The sequence below is a fragment of the Pseudomonas viridiflava genome (assembly GCF_001642795.1).
Lineage (GTDB): Bacteria > Pseudomonadota > Gammaproteobacteria > Pseudomonadales > Pseudomonadaceae > Aquipseudomonas > Aquipseudomonas viridiflava.
The window spans coordinates 147,136-167,770 of the sequence record NZ_LKEH01000018.1 but is presented as its reverse complement, the minus strand read 5'-3'; the positions used below and the strand labels follow the sequence as shown (position 1 = coordinate 167,770).

Genomic DNA, 20,635 nt, shown 5'->3' with positions numbered 1-20,635 from the left:
TTCACTGCGCAAAACCCTTCTCGATGCAACGCTCCACGTGATAGGACACTTAATATCACGTTTAGTTAACTCGTCTCTGCCTGACCGGCGTCGAACCGCAATGCAAGTATCACCAGGGGGACGTAGGCGACAATGACCCCCACGATCCCTTCTGCATTCATCAACACGACCCACAGGGCCACAGGAAGCAGCCAGCAGACGTTGATCAGGCCAACGGCCAGCGTGACGGGAAGATGCCCGCCAAGCCGACGTGACGCAAACTGGTAGGCATGGCTGCGATGTGCTTCATACACCTTTTCCCGGCGTATGAGGCGGCGCAGAAGCGTAACCGTCGCGTCCACGATAAACACTCCCAACAGGATCAGCCATGCCCAGAATAGCTGAGGTGAGGACCAGGCTGCCTGAACAGAAAGTATTCCCAAGGCAACGCCCAGAAAACCGCTGCCGGCATCGCCCATGAATATGCGCGCTGGCGGGAAATTCCAATAGAGAAATCCGACAACCGAGGCCGCCAGAAACAAGGGGCCCCAGAGCAGAGCATCAAAACCGCTCAGCGCATAGACAAGGCTGATGCCGCCGCACACCGTCACTGCTTCGACGCTGGCGATCCCGTCGATACCGTCCATGAAGTTATAGAGGTTCAGCATCCAGACCAGATAGAACACAGCGCAAATCTGACCCACCACACCCAGATCGAACGTCGTGCCCATGACACTGAGCGGAGCCAGTCCCCCGGACCAGACCAGTGCCCACACAGCCGCCGCGAAATGGCCCAACAGACGCCAGCGGGCAGCGATGTGCCCATGATCATCCATGAAGCCGATGATCGCGACCAGACCGCCTGCACCGACGATGGCCATCGAAGTCTCCACAGAAATCTGTCCGGCGCCCGCCATTACGATGGTCGCGAGCAGGAAGGCGATAACGATGGCCACGCCTCCACCTCTGGGAGTTGGAATGGAATGCGAACTGCGGGCGTTGGGAACGTCCAGCAGGCTTCTGGACAGCGCATATCTGCGAAGCAGCGCCGTCAAGAGCAGGGAGAGCAGCGCAATGGTCGTGATGGCAAGCCACTCAAGCATGTTTATTGTCCAGATAATGTCGAGCAGTCTCTTCCATCGCGTTTTCAAATCGTATGGGCGGCGCCCAATCGAGCACTTCGCATGTGCTGGCAATATCGACCTGTAGTGAGCCGCACAGTCGCTGGGAAAACTCTTTCTTTCCAAGTAGCGCTGCAGCACGGTGCAACATCCAGCCCGGAACAGGGATCAGCCGGGCAGGCTTGCCCAGCGCCCTGCCCATCTCACTCAACAAGTCAGTTGTGGACAGGTCGTGACCGTCGCTGACCAGCAATGTCTGTCCTGCCGCTGCCGGATGAGCAACGCAGGTGGCCACAAGGTCCACCAGATTACCCAGAGCCACCAGGCTGCGACGATTATTGATAGCACCCAGCGGCAAGGGTACGCGCCTGTCCAGCCAGCGCATCATATTGAGGAAGTTGGCCTTGACCCCCGGCCCGTAGACCAGCACCGGACGAATGATCACCACTTCCATCCCCGTGCGAGAGGACACCTCACGCAGCCCTTGCTCGGCCTTGTACTTGGACACGCCGTAAGGGTCGGCAGGGTCGCATTTATCTGTAGCTTTGAATGGCTGACCCGGCGGCGTACTTTCGCCATTGACCTTGATCGAACTGAGAAAGATGAACCGCCGCACGCCTGCCGCAGCGGCCTGCTCTGCCAGGTTGAGTGTCGCCTCGACATTGGCGCGAAAATATTCCGCCTCAGGGTGCGCGACCGAATCATTCAACACATGAACACGCGCCGCGCAATGAATCACTGTACTTGCGCCTTCTACGAAGGAAGCCCATTGATTGTCCGGCGAAAGGGAGCCGACGGTAACCGGGTGGATACGCTCGCAGGAATGATCGTAGGGACCGCGTACTGCAACACGCAGTCGGTAATCGGTTTTCTCGATCAACTGACGAACGAGCGCGCTGCCAACGAAGCCTGTTGCACCTGTTATCGCAACCCATGCAGCCTCATCGCTCATATCGCAACGCCTTTTCAAAGCGTGGAAATATTACTGACGTGAGACATTTTAGCAACCTTAATTACTTGTAAATGCCATTTTTCAAGAACCGGCCGACGACATTGTCGCCAATCAGGAATCATTGCTTTCAACACACCGAGATTCAAAACAATTGCCATCGGCCGGACTTCCAAACTTCAACTGACAGACTAAGCGCGCGATGAAATTTTCTTAATCAGGGAATAATCAATTCAACCGCCCGCTTTTGCAGCGAATACTTGCGTTCCAGTACCTGCCCCAGGGACTTCTTGGCAGTCGGCTCGCCGTGAACCAGTCGTATTTGCGCCGGCCATTCATCCATACCCGTCACGAACGCGACCAGCCCTGCCTGATCGGCGTGTGCCGAATACCCGTTGACCGTCGAAACGCCCGCAAGAATATCGAAGCGCTCCCGATCAAGCTCGACATACCCTCCACGCGGACCATGCATCTGGATGGCAGCACCCGGCGTGCCCCGGGCCTGATAACCGACAAAGAGTACGTTGTGGCGGCTGTCGCCCAGCATGGCCTTGAGGTAATTGACGATGCGTCCGCCTGCACACATCCCGTTGCCCGCGATGACGATAGCCGGGCGAGCGGTGCTGGTCAGGTAGTTGACGACCTGCAAGTGGCTGGCGTGGCTGTCCACGGTGATCAACTGGGAGAAGCCCAGCGGCGCCCTGCCCTGCTGCAGGCGCTCGCGGGCGTCTTCGCTCCAGTAGTCGGAGAAGGATTGATAGACCCTGGTAAAGCGGCTGGCCAGCGGCGAATCAAGAATGATGGGCAACTGCGGCCAGTCGACCATGGACGCCTCATCGCTTGCAGGATCGACAGCGAGTGCACCAGAGAGCCCTTTCCTGTGGAGAATGTCCTCCAGCTCATACAGAAGCTCCTGAGTGCGCCCCAGACTGAAGGCGGGGATCAGCACGGTACCTTTATCCTCCAGCGCCTTGTCGATCAGTTGCTCAAGGCGACCCTGGCGAGTGTTTCGATCTTCGTGAAGACGATCACCATAGGTTGACTCCAGCACCAGTACATCGGCGCGCTCAGGCGGCCGGGGCGCAGGCAGGAAAGGTGTATTCGATGCTCCCAGGTCACCGGAGAACACCACACGCTGCGAACGGTTTTCCAGCGGATAGGTGAGATCGCATTCGATGCAGGCTGATCCCAGGATATGACCCGCACGCTGCAGTCTGACCCTGCAATGCAGCGATTCGGTGGCGATCAGCTCGAACCAGCTGTCAAAGGGCAGCGCAATGATTCGCTTGCCGATAGCATCGAGATGGCGGTTTACCTGCGCAGAATCCCGGCCAAACTGGATGCCGAGAATATCTTCCATGACCAGCGGCAACAGGTGAGCACTGGGCTCACTGCAGATGATCGGCCCCTTGTAACCGCTCGCCAGCAACTCCGGGATTCGGCCTACATGGTCGTTGTGCACGTGGGTCAAAAGAAGCGCCCTGATACTTGCCGGGGAAAAACCGAACCCTGTCACGCCAGAGTTCTCGGCGGACTGCACCGAACCACAATCAATCAACAGATGGTTTACAGCATCCATGCACAACTGATGGCACGAGCCCGTCACGGTCTCTATTGCACCGTGATGCACAAGTTTGGGATAAGACATTCAACTACCTTTGTGTAAAGGCCAGAACGGATAGCGAGTAATTTCTGGCAAGCGACTCGTGTTGTAAGCCCGCTCTATTCTGCACCCGAAAATCCGGCATTCAAGCCTTGACACAAGATGGCCCAGCGACAACAAACAGACATCTAATTGAACAGGCAACCGGCAGGCCCAGTAAAATGGGCCTGCAGTAGAATAATCGGAAAACGTCTTACGACAATGATGAGTATTCCATTACAAAACAGGAAAACTCTTACAAGACCAAAAGCACAATTACCAACTGAAGGCACTCAACTCCGACAACCGATAATGCTTCAGGTCAGAATGAGTAGCTGCCGAAAAAATAAACTGAAGGAAGCGAAAAACTCTGACTGCCGGACATGGGTCCGGCAATGCCTGATTTACTCGGCCTTGATTGATCGAGGGTAGGACGAGCGCTTGCTGCGCAGACTCGCGATCCAGGCGAAAAGCGGACCTATCAGCATGCCGATCAACAGGGCACATACGACAGGCACAGCAAAAGGGAGTTGCGGTGCCGACCAACCGAAAAGAACCAGATCGACAGGCTGCCGATTTTCCAGCACAAAAATCGTCGTGGCCAACACGATGAACAGCACAACGGCGATCAGAATGACTCGTTTGAAAAGACGCATCGGGTGATCCTTCGATTTACGATTCAGAGGCCTTCTTCTTCGTCCTCGTTGACCCGGTCACGCAGTTCCTTGCCCGGCTTGAAATGGGGGACGAACTTGCCGTCAAGGCTGACCGACTGGCCCGTTTTGGGATTGCGCCCTACACGGGGTGCGCGGTAATGCAGGGAAAAGCTGCCAAACCCACGGATCTCGATACGGTCGCCCGTCGCGAGGCACTGGGACATTTGTTCAAGCATGGTCTTGATGGCCAACTCGACATCCTTGGATGAGAGCAGCCCTTGATGGGTGACAATTCGTTCGATCAACTCCGACTTCGTCATATTTTTCCCTTCTTTTTCAAGCAGCTAGGTCAGCGCTCCGAAGGTTTTAGCATGGCCGGATGAATTTGAACAGCCCGTCTCTTGACTTATGTGAAGCGTTGTCAATGACTTACTGCAGCAAGACGGATATGTGACCATATGATGACCACAACGAAGGCTTGGCGGGAACGCAGGAAAGACGGGGCCTGGAAGGCCGAAGGCATCATTTGCGAAGCGTAATCGAGGGGCGAAACGACTCGAAAGACGGGCATGAAAAAGGGCGACCGAAGTCGCCCTTTTTAATGGTCAAGCAGAACTCAGTTCTGTTTTTCCATCTGCGCACGCAGCAGGTCACCAATAGTGGTAGGACCAGTGCTTTCAGCTGCTTCAGGCTTGCTACGCAGGCTCTGAATAGCTTCTTTCTCGTCTTCAACGTCTTTCGACTTGATGGACAAGCTGATTACGCGGCTCTTGCGGTCAACGCTGATAATCTTGGCTTCGATCTCTTCGCCTTCTTTCAGAACGTTACGTGCGTCTTCAACGCGGTCACGGCTGATTTCGGAGGCTTTGAGGGTCGCTTCGATGTCGTCAGCCAAAGTGATGATGGCGCCTTTGGCGTCAACTTCTTTAACGATACCGCGAACGATAGCGCCTTTGTCATTGACAGTGACGTACTCGGAGAACGGATCGCTTTCCAGCTGCTTGATACCCAGCGAGATGCGCTCACGCTCTGGATCAACAGACAGGATCACTGTGTCGAGCTCGTCGCCCTTCTTGAAGCGACGTACGGCTTCTTCGCCCACTTCGTTCCAGGAGATGTCGGACAGGTGAACCAGACCGTCGATGCCGCCGTCCAGACCAATGAAGATACCGAAATCGGTGATCGACTTGATGGTGCCGGAGATCTTGTCGCCCTTGTTGAACTGGCCAGAGAAATCTTCCCACGGGTTAGATTTGCACTGCTTGATGCCCAGGGAGATACGACGACGCTCTTCGTCGATGTCCAGAACCATGACTTCCACTTCGTCGCCAACCTGAACGACTTTGGATGGGTGGATGTTCTTGTTGGTCCAGTCCATTTCGGAAACGTGTACCAGGCCTTCCACGCCTTCTTCCAGCTCTGCGAAGCAGCCGTAGTCGGTCAGGTTGGTTACACGCGCGGTAACGCGGGTGCTTTCCGGGTAGCGAGCCTTGATAGCAACCCATGGGTCTTCGCCCAGTTGCTTCAGACCCAGGGAAACACGATTGCGCTCGCGATCGTACTTCAGGACCTTCACATCGATCTCGTCGCCAACGTTGACGATTTCGGATGGATGCTTGATGCGCTTCCAGGCCATGTCGGTAATGTGCAGCAGGCCATCGACGCCACCCAGATCGACGAATGCGCCGTAATCGGTGAGGTTCTTGACGATACCTTTGACTTGTTGACCTTCCTGCAGGGACTCGAGCAGAGCTTCGCGCTCGGCACTGTTCTCGGCTTCCAGGACACTGCGACGGGAAACGACAACGTTGTTGCGCTTCTGGTCCAGCTTGATGACCTTGAACTCGAGCTCTTTGCCTTCCAGGTGGGTCGTGTCGCGCACAGGGCGAACGTCAACCAGAGAACCAGGCAGGAACGCACGGATGCCGTTAACGTCGACAGTGAAGCCGCCTTTAACCTTACCGTTGATAACGCCCTTGACCACTTCTTCAGCTGCGAAAGCTGCTTCCAGAACAATCCAGCACTCGGCGCGCTTGGCTTTTTCGCGGGACAGCTTGGTTTCGCCAAAGCCGTCTTCGACCGCGTCCAGCGCAACGTGCACTTCGTCACCGACCTTGATGGTCAGCTCGCCAGCGTCGTTGTAGAACTGCTCGAGCGGGATGACGCCCTCGGACTTCAGGCCAGCGTGTACAGTTACCCAATCGCCGTCGATGTCGACAACGATACCGGTAATGATTGCGCCCGGCTGAAGGTTCAGGGTCTTTAGGCTTTCTTCAAAAAGTTCTGCAAAGCTTTCGCTCATTTTAATTCCTGTTGATCAAGGGCGAAGAATACGCCCATCTGCCACGCTCCAGACAACGTGGGTTTCGTTCATATGAAAGGAAGCCTGCAGGACGGGGTCTGGTCTCCTGCATGGCTCCTTGATCATCCGGCGATATCGCGCAGGGCGACTTCACTCAGGATGCGTTCCAGCACCTGCTCGATGGACAATTCGGTTGAATCCAGCTGTATGGCGTCATGCGCCGGCTTGAGCGGGGCTACCGCTCGCTGGGTGTCACGCTCGTCGCGTGCACTTATCTCATCTAGCAGACTCGACAGACTAACATCATCGCCCTTGGCCTTCAACTGCAAGTAACGACGGCGCGCACGCTCCTCGGCACTGGCCGTGAGGAATATCTTCAGCGGTGCATCCGGAAACACCACCGTGCCCATGTCGCGGCCGTCTGCCACAAGACCCGGCTCTTCCTGAAAGGCACGCTGACGCTGCAGCAGCGCATCACGCACCGCAGGCAGAGAAGCCACCTGCGAGGCGCCACTGCCGATCTGCTCATTGCGAATGGCGTGCGTGACGTCCTCGCCTTCGAGAACGATGCGCTGCCCCTGGCCATTGGCCGAGGTTTCGAACTGCACATCCAGGTGGGCAGCCAGCAGCTTGAGGGCTTCTTCATTGGTCAGATCGACGCCGTGATTGCGCGCCGCGAAGGCCAGCAGACGATACAGGGCGCCCGAATCGAGCAGGCACCAGCCCAGTTTTCTGGCCAGTAACCCGGCCACCGTACCTTTGCCGGAGCCGCTGGGTCCGTCGATGGTTATAACAGGTGCTTTGATTTTCACTTTGTGTCCTCTTGCGCTACATGCATGCCGACTTGAGCGCACAGCGCCAGAAAATTGGGAAACGATGGAGCGACATTTGCGCAGTCATGAATATGTACAGGCCCCGAGGCCCGCAATGCAGCCACACTGAAGGCCATGGCGATACTCTGATCGTCGCGCACATCGATCTCGCCACCGCCGATGGCTCCCCCTTCGATAATCAGGCCATCAGGTGCAGGCTCAACCTCGATACCCAGCACGCTCAACCCTTCTGAAATCAGCCGTACCGTCTCTAGCTCGTCGCCCTGCAGCTCTTGCGCGCTGCGCAGAATGGTACGCCCTTCTGCGCAGGCTGCGGCAATGCACAGCACAGGAAAGTCGTCGAGCGCCAGCAGGACGAGCGCTTCAGGGATATCCGCCCCCCTGAGCCGCGCGGAGCGCACATGCACATCCGCGACGGTTTCACCCGCCTGCTCACGGACATCATGCAGCACGATATCGGCGCCCAGCAGGCGCAGGATGTCGATTACCCCAATACAGGCATCGTTCATGCTGACACCCACGAGCAACAGATCAATGGCCTCGTGAATGGAGGCTGCCACCATGAACAGCGCGGCCGAAGCGGCATCAACCGGGCCTTCGATACGGTGACTTGCCGCACCCACCGCAGCACCCTGCACCCCGGCCACTCCAGACGAACGGGCCTCCCCGCGGGCGCGAAGCGTCAGAATCCGGCCGAAATGCTCACGGGCCGCCCGGGCGCGCGTGAACACGTTCAGCAATTGATGACCGTCACCGGCCTCCACGGCATCGCGCAGAACATCCAGGTCGGCGCGAAAGGTGTCCAGCGTGCGCAAGACTGCGTCACGGTTGGCCAGAAAAATGTCGTGCCACATGACCGGATCACTGCCCGCAATGCGGGTGAAATCCCGGAAACCACCGGCGGCATACCTGAATATTTCGAGGTTTTCATTACGCTTGGCCAACGAATCCACCAGCCCGAACGCCAGCAGGTGCGGCAAATGACTGGTCGCCGCCAGCACTTCGTCGTGGCGCTCGACCTGCATGTGCTCGACATCAGCGCCCAAAGCCGACCACAGGCGATCCACCAGCGTCACAGCGTCAGGATCAGTCTCAGCCAACGGCGTCAGAATGACCTTGTGCCTGCGAAACAGTCCGGCATTGGACGCTTCCACTCCGCTCTGCTCGGAACCGGCAATCGGGTGCCCCGGCACGAAGCGCGATGGCATGCGACCAAACGCCTGACGCGCCGCTCGCACGACATTGCCCTTGGCGCTGCCGACATCAGTCAACACAGCGTTGCCCAGATCCAGAGGCGACAGCAACGCCAGCAGCTTTTCCATCGCCAGAATAGGGACTGCGAGCTGAATGACATCGGCACCGCAGCAAGCGGCCGCAAGATCCTCTTCACAGCGGTCTACAACACCCAACTCCACAGCCAGCTTGCGCGACTGCGGGTCCAGATCGACGCCGACCACCTCCCGGCAAAGACCGCTTTCACGAACACCTTTGGCGAACGAACCACCGATCAGCCCCAGACCGACGACGACCAGACGACCGATGACCGGACCGGTCGCTTGTTCTGACATGACTTCAACCACGTGCGACTGCCTGAAAGCCCGGACGGCTTTCATGACGCTCGAGGGCGATAAACAGATGACTCATGTAACGCCCCCTCAAAGAACCGCTTTCGGGTAGGAACCCAGCACCTTCAAGGCAACGGCTTCATGACTGATCTGCTCCAGCACCGCCTTGACCAGCGGATCCCGGTGATGCCCGACGAAATCGATGAAGAACACGTAGGTCCACTTGCCACTGCGTGAGGGACGGGTCTCGATGCGCGTGAGGTCCAGGCCGTTCTCATGGAACGGCACCAGCAGTTCATGCAACGCACCCGGCTTGTTGCTCATCGACACGATGATCGAGGTCTTGTCGTCGCCGGTCGGAGGCACTTCCTGACTGCCGATGATCAGAAAACGCGTGGAGTTGTCCGGACGGTCTTCGATCTTCTCGGCCAGACGCGTCAGACCATAAAGGCCTGCCGCCATGTCACCGGCAATGGCCGCGGAATTCCACTCACCCTTCACCCGCTTGGCCGCTTCGGCATTGCTGGCCACAGCGACGCGCTCCACGTTCGGGTAATGGGCATCCAGCCACTTGCGGCACTGGGCCAGCGACTGGGCGTGAGAGTAGATCCGCGAGATGCTTTCGGTCTTGGTGCTTTCGCCGACCAGCAAGTGGTGGTGAATGCGCAACTCGACTTCGCCACAAATGACCATGTCGTGTTCGAGGAAGCTGTCGAGGGTGTGGTTGACCGCACCTTCGGTGGAGTTTTCCACCGGTACGACGCCAAAGTTCACGGCACCGGCAACCACTTCACGGAACACTTCATCAATGGCTGCCATCGGCAGACTGATGACGGCATGACCGAAGTGCTTCATGGCAGCAGCCTGGGTGAACGTGCCTTCCGGGCCGAGATAGGCAACCTTCAACGGCTGCTCAAGCGCCAGGCACGAAGACATGATTTCGCGGAACAGACGCGCCATCTCTTCATTGCTCAACGGGCCGCGGTTGCGCTCCATGACACGTTTGAGCACTGCCGCTTCACGCTCAGGACGATAGAACACAGGCGCTTCGCCTTCCGCCAGGGAAGACATCTTGACCCGCGCAACTTCCTGCGCACAGCGGGCACGCTCGCTGATCAGCTCCAGAACCTTTTCGTCGAGGCTGTCGATACGGACGCGCAGCGCCTTGAGTTCCTGTTCGGACATCAGCCGTGCTCCTTCTCGAAGTCTTTCATGTAGGTCACCAGTGCGTTGATCGCATTGATGTCCACTGCGTTATAGATGGACGCGCGCATGCCACCGACCGAACGGTGGCCCTTGAGGTTAAGCAGACCCGCAGCGTCGGCACCGGCCAGGAACGGCTTGTCCAGACGATCGTCAGCCAGACGGAACGGCACGTTCATCCACGAGCGGTCCGGCTTGTTGATCGGGTTGCTGTACAGCTCGCTGGCATCAATGAAGTCGTACAGCGTGCGCTGCTTGATGTCGTTGAGCTTGCCGATGGCCTCGACGCCACCCTGCTCCTTGAGCCACTCGAAGACCAGACCCGAGAGGTACCAGGCCAGCGTCGGCGGGGTGTTGTACATCGAGCCGTTATCGGCCGCGACCTTGTAGTTGAGCATGGTCGGGCACAGCGAGCGCGCGCGTCCCAGCAGGTCTTCGCGAATGATCACCACCACGATGCCGCTTGGACCGATGTTCTTCTGCGCACCGGCGTAGATCATGCCGAACCGGGAGATATCCACAGGGCGAGACAGAATGTCCGAAGACATGTCAGCGACCAGCGGCACGTCACCGGTTTCCGGAATCCAGTTGAATTCCAGACCGCCGATGGTCTCGTTCGGCGCGTAGTGGACGTAGGCAGCGTCCCTGGACAGCTTCCACTCGTTCTGGCCGGGAATGGCAAAGTAATCGTAGGGTTTGGCGCTGGCCGCGACATTGACAGCACCGTAACGTGAGGCTTCTTCAATCGCCTTCTGCGACCAGATGCCGGTATCGATGTAATCAGCCTTGCCGTTCTCGGGCAGCAGGTTCAACGCGATCTGCGCGAATTGCTGACTGGCGCCACCCTGCAGGAACAGCACCTTGTAATTGGAGGGAATGGACAGCAGGTCACGCAGATCCTGCTCGGCCTTGGTGGCGATTGAGACGAACTCATCGCTGCGATGGCTCATTTCCATAACCGACAGGCCTTTACCGTGCCAGTCCAGGAGTTCGGCCTGGGCACGCAGCAGAACAGCTTCAGGAAGCGCAGCAGGACCTGCGCAGAAGTTAAAGGCTCGCTTGCTCATATCCACTCTCGTCAAATACGTTTGGGTCTGTACGCACTTTCCCTGCACAGGCCGGGCAGAGACGAAACCGCAGCTTCGGTCTCCGCCCGCTTCGGCAGGCATTCCGATTCGCCCGTAGAGCAGGCCGAATGGCGCAAGGGCTGGACTTGCCTGAAATGCACATGCATTTACAGACGAGCCAGCCCTCGACGGTATTACTTACTTCACTGCTCAGCCTTGCGAGTCATCGTCATCCGATGCGGCGTCCACCTGCAGGTCTTCACCGGCATCGTCCGATTCAGAAACGTCAGCGACCAGCGCATCAACGCCCTCTTCGCCCTCGAGCAGCTCTTCGCCTTCGACTTCCGATGGCTCCTGAACACGCTCCAGACCGACCAGTTTCTCGTCGCTGGCCAGCTTGATCAGGGTGACGCCCTGAGTGTTACGGCCCAAGCTCGACACTTCGCCGACGCGGGTACGAACCAATGTGCCCTGGTCGGAAATCAGCATGATTTCCTCACCGTCGAGCACCTGAACCGCACCGACCAGACGGCCGTTACGCTCGTTGCTGACCATGGCAATAACGCCCTGACCGCCACGCTTGTACTCAGGGAACTCGGAGATCGCCGTGCGCTTGCCGTAACCGCGCTCGGAGGCCGTCAGAATCTGGCTGCCTTCTTCCGGGATCAGCATGGAGATCAGTTTCTGACCTTCCGGCAGACGCATGCCGCGTACACCGCGAGCCGTACGGCCCATGGCGCGAACGTCGGACTCTTTGAAGCGTGTGACCTTGCCGCCATCGGAGAACAGCATGATTTCCTGCTCGCCGTCGGTGATGGCGGCGGAGATCAGGATGTCGCCTTCGTCCAGCTCAAGTGCGATCAGGCCGGAGCTGCGCTGACGGCTGAACGCCACCAGCGGAGTTTTCTTGACTGTACCGTTGGCGGTAGACATGAAGATGAAAGGAGCCTTCTTCTTGTCAGCAGCCTTGACGCGCGCCTTGCGCTCTTCTTCGGTCTCGTTGCTGTTTTCCGCGTCATCAACCAGCTCGCCTTCGAGGGCTTCGCCTTCTTCGTCAGCCCGCTTGCGCATGGCTTCCAGGTCGACCGGCAGCATGGTGGTGATGTATTCGCCATCGCTCAGCGGCAGCAGGTTGACCAGCGGACGACCACGGGCGGCGCGGGACGCTTCCGGAATCTCGTAGGTCTTGAGCCAGTACACCTTGCCCTTGCTGGAGAACATCAGCAGCGTGGTGTGGCTGTTGGCAACCAGCAGGTGAGCGATGTAATCCTCATCCTTGATGCCGGTGGCCGACTTGCCCTTGCCGCCACGGCGCTGCGCCTGATAGACCGCCAGAGGCTGGGTCTTGGCATAGCCGCCATGGGAAATGGTCACGACACGCTCTTCTTCGGTGATCAGATCACCCAGGGTCAGATCCAGACGCGCATCGAGAATCTCGGTGCGGCGGGCATCGCCGTATTCGGAGCGAATCAGTTCCAGCTCTTCGCGGATCACTTCCATCAGGCGCGTGGCGCTGTTGAGGATGCGGATCAGCTCGCCGATCTGGTTCAGGATTTCCTGATACTCACCCAGCAGCTTTTCGTGTTCCAGACCGGTCAGACGGTGCAGACGCAGTTCCAGAATGGCCTGTGCCTGCTCCGGCGACAGGAAATACTTGCCTTCGCGCAGACCGTATTGAGGATCGAGGTTTTCCGGGCGGCACGAATCGGCACCGGCACGCTCGACCATCTCGACCACGGCGCTCGATTCCCAAGGCGTGTTGATCAGCGCTTCCTTGGCTTCGGCAGGAGTCGGCGAGGCCTTGATCAGGGCGATGACCGGATCGATGTTGGACAGCGCAACCGCCTGACCTTCAAGGATGTGGCCACGCTCACGGGCTTTACGCAGTTCGAATACGGTACGGCGGGTGACGACTTCGCGGCGGTGGCGAACGAAAGCTTCCAGCAAATCCTTGAGGTTCAGGATCCGCGGACGGCCGTCGATCAGCGCAACGATGTTGATGCCGAACACGCTTTGCAGCTGGGTCTGGGCGTAGAGGTTGTTGAGGATGACCTCAGGCACTTCGCCACGACGCAGCTCGATAACCACGCGCATGCCGTCCTTGTCGGACTCGTCGCGCAGTTCGGTGATACCTTCAAGCTTCTTCTCTTTGACCAGCTCGGCGATCTTCTCGATCAGACGCGCCTTGTTCAGCTGGTACGGCAGTTCGGTGATGACGATCTGCTGACGTCCGCCGACCTTGTCGATGTCTTCGACGATCGAGCGGGCACGCATATAAATGCGGCCGCGACCGGTGCGATAGGCTTCGATGATGCCGGCGCGACCGTTGATGATCGCGGCCGTCGGGAAATCGGGGCCCGGGATGTACTGCATCAATTCGTCGACCGTCAACTCGGGGTTGTCGATCAGCGCCAGGCAACCGTCGATGACTTCACCGAGGTTGTGCGGCGGAATGTTGGTCGCCATGCCCACGGCAATACCGCTGGAGCCGTTGACCAGCAGGTTGGGAATACGGGTCGGCATGACCGCGGGGATCATTTCGGTGCCGTCGTAGTTCGGCACCCAGTCCACGGTTTCCTTGTGCAGGTCGGCCAGCAGCTCGTGAGCCAGCTTGGTCATGCGCACTTCGGTGTATCGCATCGCTGCAGCGTTGTCGCCGTCGACCGAACCGAAGTTGCCCTGACCGTCGACCAGCAGGTAACGCAGCGAGAACGGCTGAGCCATACGGACGATGGTGTCGTAGACAGCCGTGTCGCCGTGCGGGTGGTACTTACCGATCACGTCACCAACCACACGGGCGGATTTCTTGTATGGCTTGTTCCAGTCGTTGCCCAGTTCGCTCATTGCGAACAGCACGCGCCGGTGCACGGGCTTCAAGCCATCGCGCGCATCCGGCAGAGCTCGACCGACGATAACGCTCATTGCGTAGTCGAGGTAGGACTGCTTCAGCTCGTCTTCGATATTGACCGGGAGGATTTCTTTGGCCAGTTCGCCCATGAGAAGCCTGATTCCTTTTTCTGGTGAAACCTCGCAAACCCATTCGGGGTAAACGAAGCTCGCCGCTGCCAGCATGTGCCGGGCAACGACTTACGACAAATCAATGAGTTAAGACTTGGTTCTGCACAGTGCGGGAGGCTACGAATAGCGTCCCCGGAAACCGCCGGATGTTACCACAATCGCCGAGGCGCTCACATCCTTTGCAAGCGCTGAAAACGAGCCACATCCACTCAGGACGGCTGAGAGACGCTTACAGGCCCGTTCAGCCGCCCTGCGCCCGAGGCGATCATGGAGAGATGAAACTTCAATGAAGATGTTTGCGGCTCATCAACTGGGCCATTCTGGCGGTATCGGGACGCTCGACAATGCCCTTTTCGGTCACGATCGCATCAATCAGGTCCGCAGGCGTCACATCGAACACCGGATTGAAGGCATCGACGTCGGCACCCACCCGCTGACCGCCCACTTCAAGCAGCTCGCGCCCGTCGCGCTCTTCGATGACGATGTCTTCGCCGCTGGCCATGTCCATGTCGATGGTCGAACTCGGCGCAACCACCATGAAGCGCACGCCATGGTGCATGGCAGCGACCGCCAGTTGATAGGTGCCGATCTTGTTCGCCACGTCACCATTGGCCGTGATGCGGTCGGCACCGACGATGACCCAGGTGATGCCTTTGGTGCGCATCAGGTGCGCGGCGGCGGAGTCGGCGTTCAGGGTCACCGGAATGCCTTCGTTGGCCAGTTCCCAGGCGGTCAACCGGGAGCCCTGCAGCCAGGGGCGGGTTTCATCGGCGTAGACGCGCTCGATCATGCCTTCCAGATGCGCAGCACGGATCACACCCAGTGCCGTACCGAAACCGCCGGTGGCCAGCGCCCCGGTGTTGCAGTGGGTCAGCACGGTCTGCAGATTGCCCTGATGCTTGCGGATCAGGTCGGCACCAAGCTGGGCCATGGTCAGGTTGGCTTCGCGGTCGCTCAGGTGAATGGCCACCGCTTCAGCCTCCAGAAACACCAACGGATCATCCGTCGCCTTCAGACGCTGCAAGCGGTCACGCATGCGATTCAGTGCCCAGAACAGGTTGACCGCCGTAGGACGTGAGTCTGCAAGCAGCGCGAAATCATCCTCCAGCGCTGATCGCCAGTCGCCACCGGCCGCGATCCTGGCCCGCGCACCGAGCACCACGCCGTAGGCAGCACTGATGCCGATGGCAGGCGCACCGCGCACGACCATCGAGCGAATGGCCTCAGCCACGCCCGCAGCACTGGTGTAGGCGTGCCAGGTTTCCTCGAACGGCAGTACCCGCTGATCCAGCAGGTACAGAGCGTCGTCCCGCCAATCGATGGCCTTTACTTTCTCCGCAGCCAACAGTCGATCGCGCATCGCCCACTCCATCTTGAAATCCAAAGCCAGAATCAAAAGCGGCTGATTATAGCGAGCCGCCCGCCAAGACGCTCGGGTATACTTCGCCATCACCGTAATAAGCTCTGGAAGCCCTGTCATGCCGAACGCCACAGCACCGCTCGACCTTCTGCTCCTGCCCACCTGGCTGGTACCGGTCGAGCCCGCAGGCGTGGTCCTCAAGGAACACGGTATAGGCATTCGTGACGGCCTGATCGTTTACATAGGCCCGAAAGCCGAGGCACTGAAGCAGAACGCTGCGCAGGTTCGGGAGCTGCCCGGCATGCTCCTCAGCCCCGGCCTGATCAACGCCCACGGTCACGCGGCGATGACCCTGTTCCGGGGGCTGGCCGACGATCTGCCGCTGATGACCTGGCTGCAGGACCATATCTGGCCTGCCGAGGGCAAATGGGTCGATGAGGAGTTCGTGCGTGACGGCACGGACCTGGCCATTGCCGAACAGCTCAAGGGCGGCATTACCTGCTTCTCGGACATGTATTTCTACCCCAAGGTCGCCGCCGACCGTGTTCATGTCAGCGGCATGCGCGCCCAGATCACGGTGCCGGTGCTGGACTTTCCCATTCCCGGTGCCCGCAACACCGACGAAGCCCTGCATGCCGGGATCGAACTGTTCAACGATCTGGCGCATCACCCGCGTATCCGCATCGCCTTCGGTCCGCATGCACCCTACACTGTGGGTGATGAAAATCTGGAGAAGGTCCGGGTCATTGCCGACGAGCTCGACGCCAATATCCAGATGCATGTCCACGAGACGGCGTTCGAAGTCGAGCAGGCCGTTAACCAGCATCAGGAGCGGCCGCTGGCACGCCTTAACCGTCTGGGCCTGCTCGGCCCGCGCTTCCAGGCCGTGCACATGACCCAGATCAACGATGACGATCTGGCCCTGCTGGTCGAGAGCAATACCCATATCATTCACTGCCCCGAGTCCAACCTGAAACTGGCCAGCGGCTTCTGCCCGGTCGAGCGTCTGTGGCAGGCGGGTGTCAACGTGGCCGTGGGCACTGACGGCGCTGCCAGCAACAATGACCTGGACCTGCTCGGAGAAACCCGCACCGCCGCCCTGCTCGCCAAGGCCGTTGCCGGTTCGGCGACGGCGCTCGACGCGCACCGAGCGCTGCGCATGGCCACACTCAACGGCGCACGGGCGCTCGGTATCCAGGCCGACACCGGCTCGCTGGAATTGGGCAAGGCTGCCGACATGGTCGCCTTCGATCTATCCGGCCTGGCCCAGCAACCGATCTACGATCCGGTCTCCCAGCTTATATATGCCACCGGCCGCGACTGCGTGAGCCATGTATGGGTCGCCGGCAAGCAACTGCTCGACGACCGCCGCCTGACCCGAATGGACGAACAGGCGCTGCGCGACACGGCCATGGCCTGGGGTCGACGCATTTCCGGACAGACATCCGGGCACGGCGAAGAGACGCGCTGACCGATCAAACCGAACAGAAGACTGTCTGGTTATCTATAGCCAGACAGATGAAAACGAATTTTGAGTTCAAGAGGTATATCCGATGAGCAACGTCGACCGCGCAGAAATCGCCAAATTCGAGGCACTCGCCCATCGCTGGTGGGACCGCGAAAGCGAATTCAAGCCACTGCACGATATCAACCCCCTGCGGGTGAACTGGATCGACGAGCGTGTCAATCTGGCTGGCAAGAAGGTCCTCGACGTCGGCTGCGGCGGCGGCATCCTCAGTGAGGCCATTGCCTTGCGCGGCGCAACCGTGACCGGCATTGACATGGGCGAGGCGCCACTGGCCGTTGCCCAATTGCACCAACTGGAATCGGGCGTCAGCGTCGAGTATCGGCAGATCACCGCCGAAGACATGGCCGAGGAAATGCCCGAACAGTTCGACGTCGTGACCTGCCTGGAGATGCTGGAGCACGTGCCGGACCCTTCGTCGGTGATCCGCGCCTGCTATCGCATGGTCAAGCCGGGCGGCCAGGTATTCTTCTCGACCATCAACCGCAACCCGAAGGCCTACCTGTTCGCTGTGGTCGGTGCCGAGTACATTCTGGGCCTGCTGCCGCGCGGCACCCACGACTTCAAGAAATTCATCCGCCCGTCCGAGCTCGGCGCCTGGAGCCGTGAGGCTGGCCTGCAGGTCAAGGACATCACCGGCCTGACCTACAACCCGCTGACCAAGCATTACAAGCTGGCCTCGGATGTCGACGTCAACTACATGATCCAGACCCTGCGGGAGGCTTGAGGCATGCGCCTGAGAGCGGTTTTATTCGACATGGACGGCACGCTCCTCGATACCGCACCGGACTTCATCGCCATTGCCCAGGCGATGCTGGCTGATCGCGGCTTCCCGGCGGTATCGGACAAGCTGATTCGCGACGAAATATCAGGCGGCGCCAAAGCCATGGTCGCAGCGACCTTCGCGATGTCGCCGAACGAGCCGGAATTCGAGGCCTTGCGCCTGGAGTTTCTCGAGCGCTACCAGCGCGACTGCGCCGTGCACAGCAAGCTGTTCGACGGCATGGCTGAATTGTTGACCGATATCGAAAAGGCCGGACTGATCTGGGGCGTTGTCACCAACAAGCCCGTGCGCTTCGCCGAGCCGATCATGCAACAGCTTGGTCTGGCCGAACGCTCGGCACTGCTGATCTGCCCGGATCATGTGACCCACAGCAAGCCTCACCCGGAACCGCTGATCCTGGCGTGCAAGATGCTCGACCTGGACCCGGCAAGCGTCCTGTTCGTCGGCGACGACCTGCGCGACATCGAATCCGGGCGCGATGCAGGCACACGCACGGCAGCGGTGCGCTACGGTTATATCCACCCTAACGACAATCCTGATCACTGGGGTGCTGACGTTGTGGTCGATCACCCGCTGGAACTGCGCAAGGTACTGGACAACGCCCTGTGCAGTTGCTGAGCCACAGACAATCGTTCGAGGTCTTTCATGTTTGATTATTCCGCTCGCCCGGACCTGCTCAAGGACCGGGTGATTCTGGTGACCGGCGCCGGTCGGGGTATCGGCGCCGCCGCTGCAAAAACCTATGCCGCCCACGGCGCAACCGTCCTGCTGCTGGGCAGGACCGAAGCCAGCCTCACCGCGATCTATGACGAAATCGAAGCCGCTGAACAGCCTCAGCCGGTGGTGATCCCGTTTGACCTGGAAACCGCCGTGCCCCAGCAGTACGACGAACTGGCCAAGATGATCGAAACCGAGTTCGGCCATCTGGACGGTTTGCTGCACAACGCGTCGATCATCGGGCCACGCACCCCGCTCGAGCAGCTATCCAGCGAGGAATTTACCCGGGTCATGCACGTCAACGTCAACTCGACGTTCATGCTGACTCAGGCCCTGCTGCCGCTGCTCAAACGCTCGGAGGATGCGTCAGTGGCATTCACCTCCAGCAGCGTCGGCCGCAAGGGGCGCGCGCACTGGGGTGCCTATGGCGTCTCCAAATTCGCCACCGAGGGCCTGATGCAGACGCTGGCCGACGAGCTTGAAGGTGTCACGGCGGTACGCGCCAACAGCATCAACCCTGGCGCAACCCGGACCGGCATGCGCGCCCAAGCCTACCCGGCCGAAAACCCACTGAACAACCCGGCACCGGAAGACATCATGCCGGTGTATCTGTACCTGATGGGACCAGACAGCCAGGGCATCAATGGTCAGGCTTTAAACGCCCAATAACATTTGGAACGTCATTGATCAACCGAATAAATAGTTTGGATGCGACTTGCCGGCCTCGGTGTCGGCTCAGTCCACCGATATAGCGCCTGAAAAATGACATGCCCAAAAAGTTACTTCCCAAGATCAATCACTTGCCGCACAACTATGTACCGTCAATAAATCGCCGCACTCATCGACTTGCTCCTGTGGCGCAATCACTTAAGTCATTGATTAATTTAATCTCTTGCTGTTAATGAACCGAATGGCACGACTTTCGCTCTAACCCTGCCAAGCCAGCAACGTGCTGAGGAGCGAACCGATGAGTTCTCCTACCCGGACCCATGCAATCGATTTCGATACCGCCAGGCTTCAATGCCTCGGTTTTCGCAATCGTCCCAATGCCGAACTGCCGCCTGTAACGCTGGATGAGCTGGTCAAACAGTTGGGGCTGCAATTACAGACCAGCCTGGAAGCCGAAAGAATACTCACACTGTTCTTTCAGGGTGTTCAACGGCTCATTCCATTGGAAGGCCTGATATATCGCCATTCAAAGAGTGATCTGCAACTGCGCCTGGGTGAAAACGCGCTTCACGTTACCGATTTCCATCTGCGTCATGACGGCGAAGACATCGGCCAGCTGGAGCTGCAGACCGCTCAAGTGATTGATGATGCCCGGTTGCATGATCTGGAAACCCTGCTGGCGTGCCTTCTTTACCCGCTGCTCAACGCACTGCTTTATCGCATTGCCACGCAGAGTGCACTGCGTGATGCCCTGACCAATACCGGCAACCGCGTGGCAATGGACCAGAGCCTGGCCCGGGAAGTGGACATCTCACGCCGCCATAAGCAGCCGTTGTCGGTGTTGATGCTGGACATCGATCACTTCAAGAAAGTGAACGATAGCTATGGCCATTACACCGGTGATCAAGTGCTCAAAAGCATTGCGCTGACCCTCAAGGGGCAATTGCGCAACATAGACCGGATTTTTCGCTACGGCGGAGAAGAATTCGTTGTGATCCTGGCCAACACCGACGGCGTTAGCGCCGGACTGGTGGGCGAGCGCCTGCGACAGGCCGTACGGGAATTGCGTTTCAATGAGTTCGCACCGGCACTGACGATGACGGTGAGCCTGGGCTGTTCGACACTGCTGTCAGCGGAAACCGCTGACAGCCTGTTGCGCAGAGCGGACGACGCGCTCTATGCCGCAAAGCGCGAGGGCCGTAACCGGCTGGCCATGGCCTGCTGAAGCATCTTGCGCCTCGACTG

17 protein-coding genes are annotated in these 20,635 nt (G+C 59.0%); 5 read left to right on the top strand and 12 right to left on the bottom strand.

From position 1 onward, the window contains the following. Positions 1 to 65 precede the first annotated feature (65 nt). The 12 genes from AO065_RS04540 to mtnA all read right to left on the bottom strand — a co-directional run bounded on the left by AO065_RS04540 (position 66) and on the right by mtnA (position 15,695). The gene (locus AO065_RS04540; RefSeq protein ID WP_004884104.1) at positions 66 to 1,082 is read right to left on the bottom strand and encodes an MraY family glycosyltransferase; all 1,017 of its coding nucleotides are present in this window, start codon (positions 1,080 to 1,082) and stop codon (positions 66 to 68) included. After that, positions 1,075 to 2,052: a UDP-glucose 4-epimerase family protein gene (locus AO065_RS04535; protein ID WP_004884105.1), complete on the bottom strand. Its 978-nt coding sequence runs from the start codon at positions 2,050 to 2,052 to the stop codon at positions 1,075 to 1,077. The genes AO065_RS04540 and AO065_RS04535 overlap by 8 nt, the downstream gene beginning before the upstream one ends. A gap of 214 nt (positions 2,053 to 2,266) precedes the next feature. Beyond that, positions 2,267 to 3,697 (bottom strand): MBL fold metallo-hydrolase RNA specificity domain-containing protein, encoded by a 1,431-nt coding sequence (locus tag AO065_RS04530; protein WP_032651633.1) that lies wholly within the window; start codon positions 3,695 to 3,697, stop codon positions 2,267 to 2,269. 398 nt (positions 3,698 to 4,095) lie between these two features. Beyond that, the gene (locus tag AO065_RS04525) at positions 4,096 to 4,347 is read right to left on the bottom strand and encodes a lipopolysaccharide assembly protein LapA domain-containing protein (RefSeq protein WP_004884107.1); all 252 of its coding nucleotides are present in this window, start codon (positions 4,345 to 4,347) and stop codon (positions 4,096 to 4,098) included. A gap of 23 nt (positions 4,348 to 4,370) precedes the next feature. Continuing rightward, positions 4,371 to 4,667, bottom strand: coding sequence for an integration host factor subunit beta (ihfB, locus tag AO065_RS04520; RefSeq protein WP_003369729.1), 297 nt, complete (start codon positions 4,665 to 4,667; stop codon positions 4,371 to 4,373). Between the two features lie 296 nt (positions 4,668 to 4,963). Continuing rightward, positions 4,964 to 6,649 (bottom strand): 30S ribosomal protein S1, encoded by a 1,686-nt coding sequence (gene rpsA, locus AO065_RS04515; RefSeq protein WP_004884108.1) that lies wholly within the window; start codon positions 6,647 to 6,649, stop codon positions 4,964 to 4,966. Positions 6,650 to 6,771: 122 nt separating this feature from the next. Further along, positions 6,772 to 7,461, bottom strand: a complete 690-nt coding sequence (cmk, locus tag AO065_RS04510) for a (d)CMP kinase (RefSeq protein ID WP_004884109.1) — start codon at positions 7,459 to 7,461, stop codon at positions 6,772 to 6,774. Beyond that, positions 7,458 to 9,050 carry a prephenate dehydrogenase/arogenate dehydrogenase family protein gene (locus AO065_RS04505; protein WP_420803555.1) on the bottom strand — a complete coding sequence of 531 codons (1,593 nt, stop codon included), beginning with the start codon at positions 9,048 to 9,050 and terminating at the stop codon, positions 7,458 to 7,460. Before AO065_RS04505 ends, cmk begins: the two co-directional genes overlap by 4 nt. Positions 9,051 to 9,137: 87 nt before the next feature. After that, positions 9,138 to 10,232, bottom strand: coding sequence for a prephenate dehydratase (gene pheA, locus AO065_RS04500; protein WP_004884111.1), 1,095 nt, complete (start codon positions 10,230 to 10,232; stop codon positions 9,138 to 9,140). After that, entirely contained in the window at positions 10,232 to 11,317 is a 1,086-nt protein-coding gene (serC, locus tag AO065_RS04495) for a 3-phosphoserine/phosphohydroxythreonine transaminase (RefSeq protein WP_004884112.1), read from the bottom strand. The genes pheA and serC overlap by 1 nt, the downstream gene beginning before the upstream one ends. 210 nt (positions 11,318 to 11,527) lie before the next feature. Further along, complete coding sequence (gyrA, locus tag AO065_RS04490) at positions 11,528 to 14,314, bottom strand: DNA gyrase subunit A (protein ID WP_004884113.1); 2,787 nt, start codon at positions 14,312 to 14,314, stop codon at positions 11,528 to 11,530. Between the two features lie 304 nt (positions 14,315 to 14,618). After that, positions 14,619 to 15,695, bottom strand: a complete 1,077-nt coding sequence (gene mtnA, locus AO065_RS04485; protein WP_004884114.1) for an S-methyl-5-thioribose-1-phosphate isomerase — start codon at positions 15,693 to 15,695, stop codon at positions 14,619 to 14,621. Positions 15,696 to 15,813: 118 nt separating this feature from the next. Between mtnA and AO065_RS04480 the strand changes: the two genes are divergently transcribed. From AO065_RS04480 to AO065_RS04460, 5 genes are all read left to right on the top strand, one after another. Next, positions 15,814 to 17,166: a TRZ/ATZ family hydrolase gene (locus tag AO065_RS04480; protein ID WP_004884115.1), complete on the top strand. Its 1,353-nt coding sequence runs from the start codon at positions 15,814 to 15,816 to the stop codon at positions 17,164 to 17,166. 82 nt (positions 17,167 to 17,248) lie between these two features. Beyond that, the gene (gene ubiG, locus AO065_RS04475; RefSeq protein ID WP_004884116.1) at positions 17,249 to 17,947 is read left to right on the top strand and encodes a bifunctional 2-polyprenyl-6-hydroxyphenol methylase/3-demethylubiquinol 3-O-methyltransferase UbiG; all 699 of its coding nucleotides are present in this window, start codon (positions 17,249 to 17,251) and stop codon (positions 17,945 to 17,947) included. A 3-nt stretch (positions 17,948 to 17,950) separates the two neighbouring features. Next, entirely contained in the window at positions 17,951 to 18,622 is a 672-nt protein-coding gene (gene mupP / locus AO065_RS04470; protein ID WP_004884117.1) for an N-acetylmuramic acid 6-phosphate phosphatase MupP, read from the top strand. Between the two features lie 27 nt (positions 18,623 to 18,649). Next, positions 18,650 to 19,390, top strand: coding sequence for a YciK family oxidoreductase (locus AO065_RS04465; RefSeq protein ID WP_004884118.1), 741 nt, complete (start codon positions 18,650 to 18,652; stop codon positions 19,388 to 19,390). Positions 19,391 to 19,688: 298 nt separating this feature from the next. Further along, positions 19,689 to 20,615 (top strand): GGDEF domain-containing protein, encoded by a 927-nt coding sequence (locus AO065_RS04460; RefSeq protein WP_004884119.1) that lies wholly within the window; start codon positions 19,689 to 19,691, stop codon positions 20,613 to 20,615. The last annotated feature ends 20 nt before the right edge of the window (positions 20,616 to 20,635 follow it).

What these genes read in the sequence shown, in the direction of transcription:
- ubiG (WP_004884116.1), top strand. Translation starts at nt 17,249, where the DNA reads ATGAGCAACGTCGACCGCGCAGAAATCGCCAAATTCGAGGCACTCGCC.
- rpsA (WP_004884108.1), bottom strand. Translation starts at nt 6,649, where the DNA reads ATGAGCGAAAGCTTTGCAGAACTTTTTGAAGAAAGCCTAAAGACCCTG.
- AO065_RS04525 (WP_004884107.1), bottom strand. Translation starts at nt 4,347, where the DNA reads ATGCGTCTTTTCAAACGAGTCATTCTGATCGCCGTTGTGCTGTTCATC.
- AO065_RS04505 (WP_420803555.1), bottom strand. Translation starts at nt 9,050, where the DNA reads ATGTCAGAACAAGCGACCGGTCCGGTCATCGGTCGTCTGGTCGTCGTC.
- AO065_RS04465 (WP_004884118.1), top strand. Translation starts at nt 18,650, where the DNA reads ATGTTTGATTATTCCGCTCGCCCGGACCTGCTCAAGGACCGGGTGATT.
- pheA (WP_004884111.1), bottom strand. Translation starts at nt 10,232, where the DNA reads ATGTCCGAACAGGAACTCAAGGCGCTGCGCGTCCGTATCGACAGCCTC.
- AO065_RS04480 (WP_004884115.1), top strand. Translation starts at nt 15,814, where the DNA reads ATGCCGAACGCCACAGCACCGCTCGACCTTCTGCTCCTGCCCACCTGG.
- serC (WP_004884112.1), bottom strand. Translation starts at nt 11,317, where the DNA reads ATGAGCAAGCGAGCCTTTAACTTCTGCGCAGGTCCTGCTGCGCTTCCT.
- AO065_RS04535 (WP_004884105.1), bottom strand. Translation starts at nt 2,052, where the DNA reads ATGAGCGATGAGGCTGCATGGGTTGCGATAACAGGTGCAACAGGCTTC.
- mtnA (WP_004884114.1), bottom strand. Translation starts at nt 15,695, where the DNA reads ATGCGCGATCGACTGTTGGCTGCGGAGAAAGTAAAGGCCATCGATTGG.
- mupP (WP_004884117.1), top strand. Translation starts at nt 17,951, where the DNA reads ATGCGCCTGAGAGCGGTTTTATTCGACATGGACGGCACGCTCCTCGAT.
- AO065_RS04530 (WP_032651633.1), bottom strand. Translation starts at nt 3,697, where the DNA reads ATGTCTTATCCCAAACTTGTGCATCACGGTGCAATAGAGACCGTGACG.
- ihfB (WP_003369729.1), bottom strand. Translation starts at nt 4,667, where the DNA reads ATGACGAAGTCGGAGTTGATCGAACGAATTGTCACCCATCAAGGGCTG.
- AO065_RS04540 (WP_004884104.1), bottom strand. Translation starts at nt 1,082, where the DNA reads ATGCTTGAGTGGCTTGCCATCACGACCATTGCGCTGCTCTCCCTGCTC.
- gyrA (WP_004884113.1), bottom strand. Translation starts at nt 14,314, where the DNA reads ATGGGCGAACTGGCCAAAGAAATCCTCCCGGTCAATATCGAAGACGAG.
- AO065_RS04460 (WP_004884119.1), top strand. Translation starts at nt 19,689, where the DNA reads ATGAGTTCTCCTACCCGGACCCATGCAATCGATTTCGATACCGCCAGG.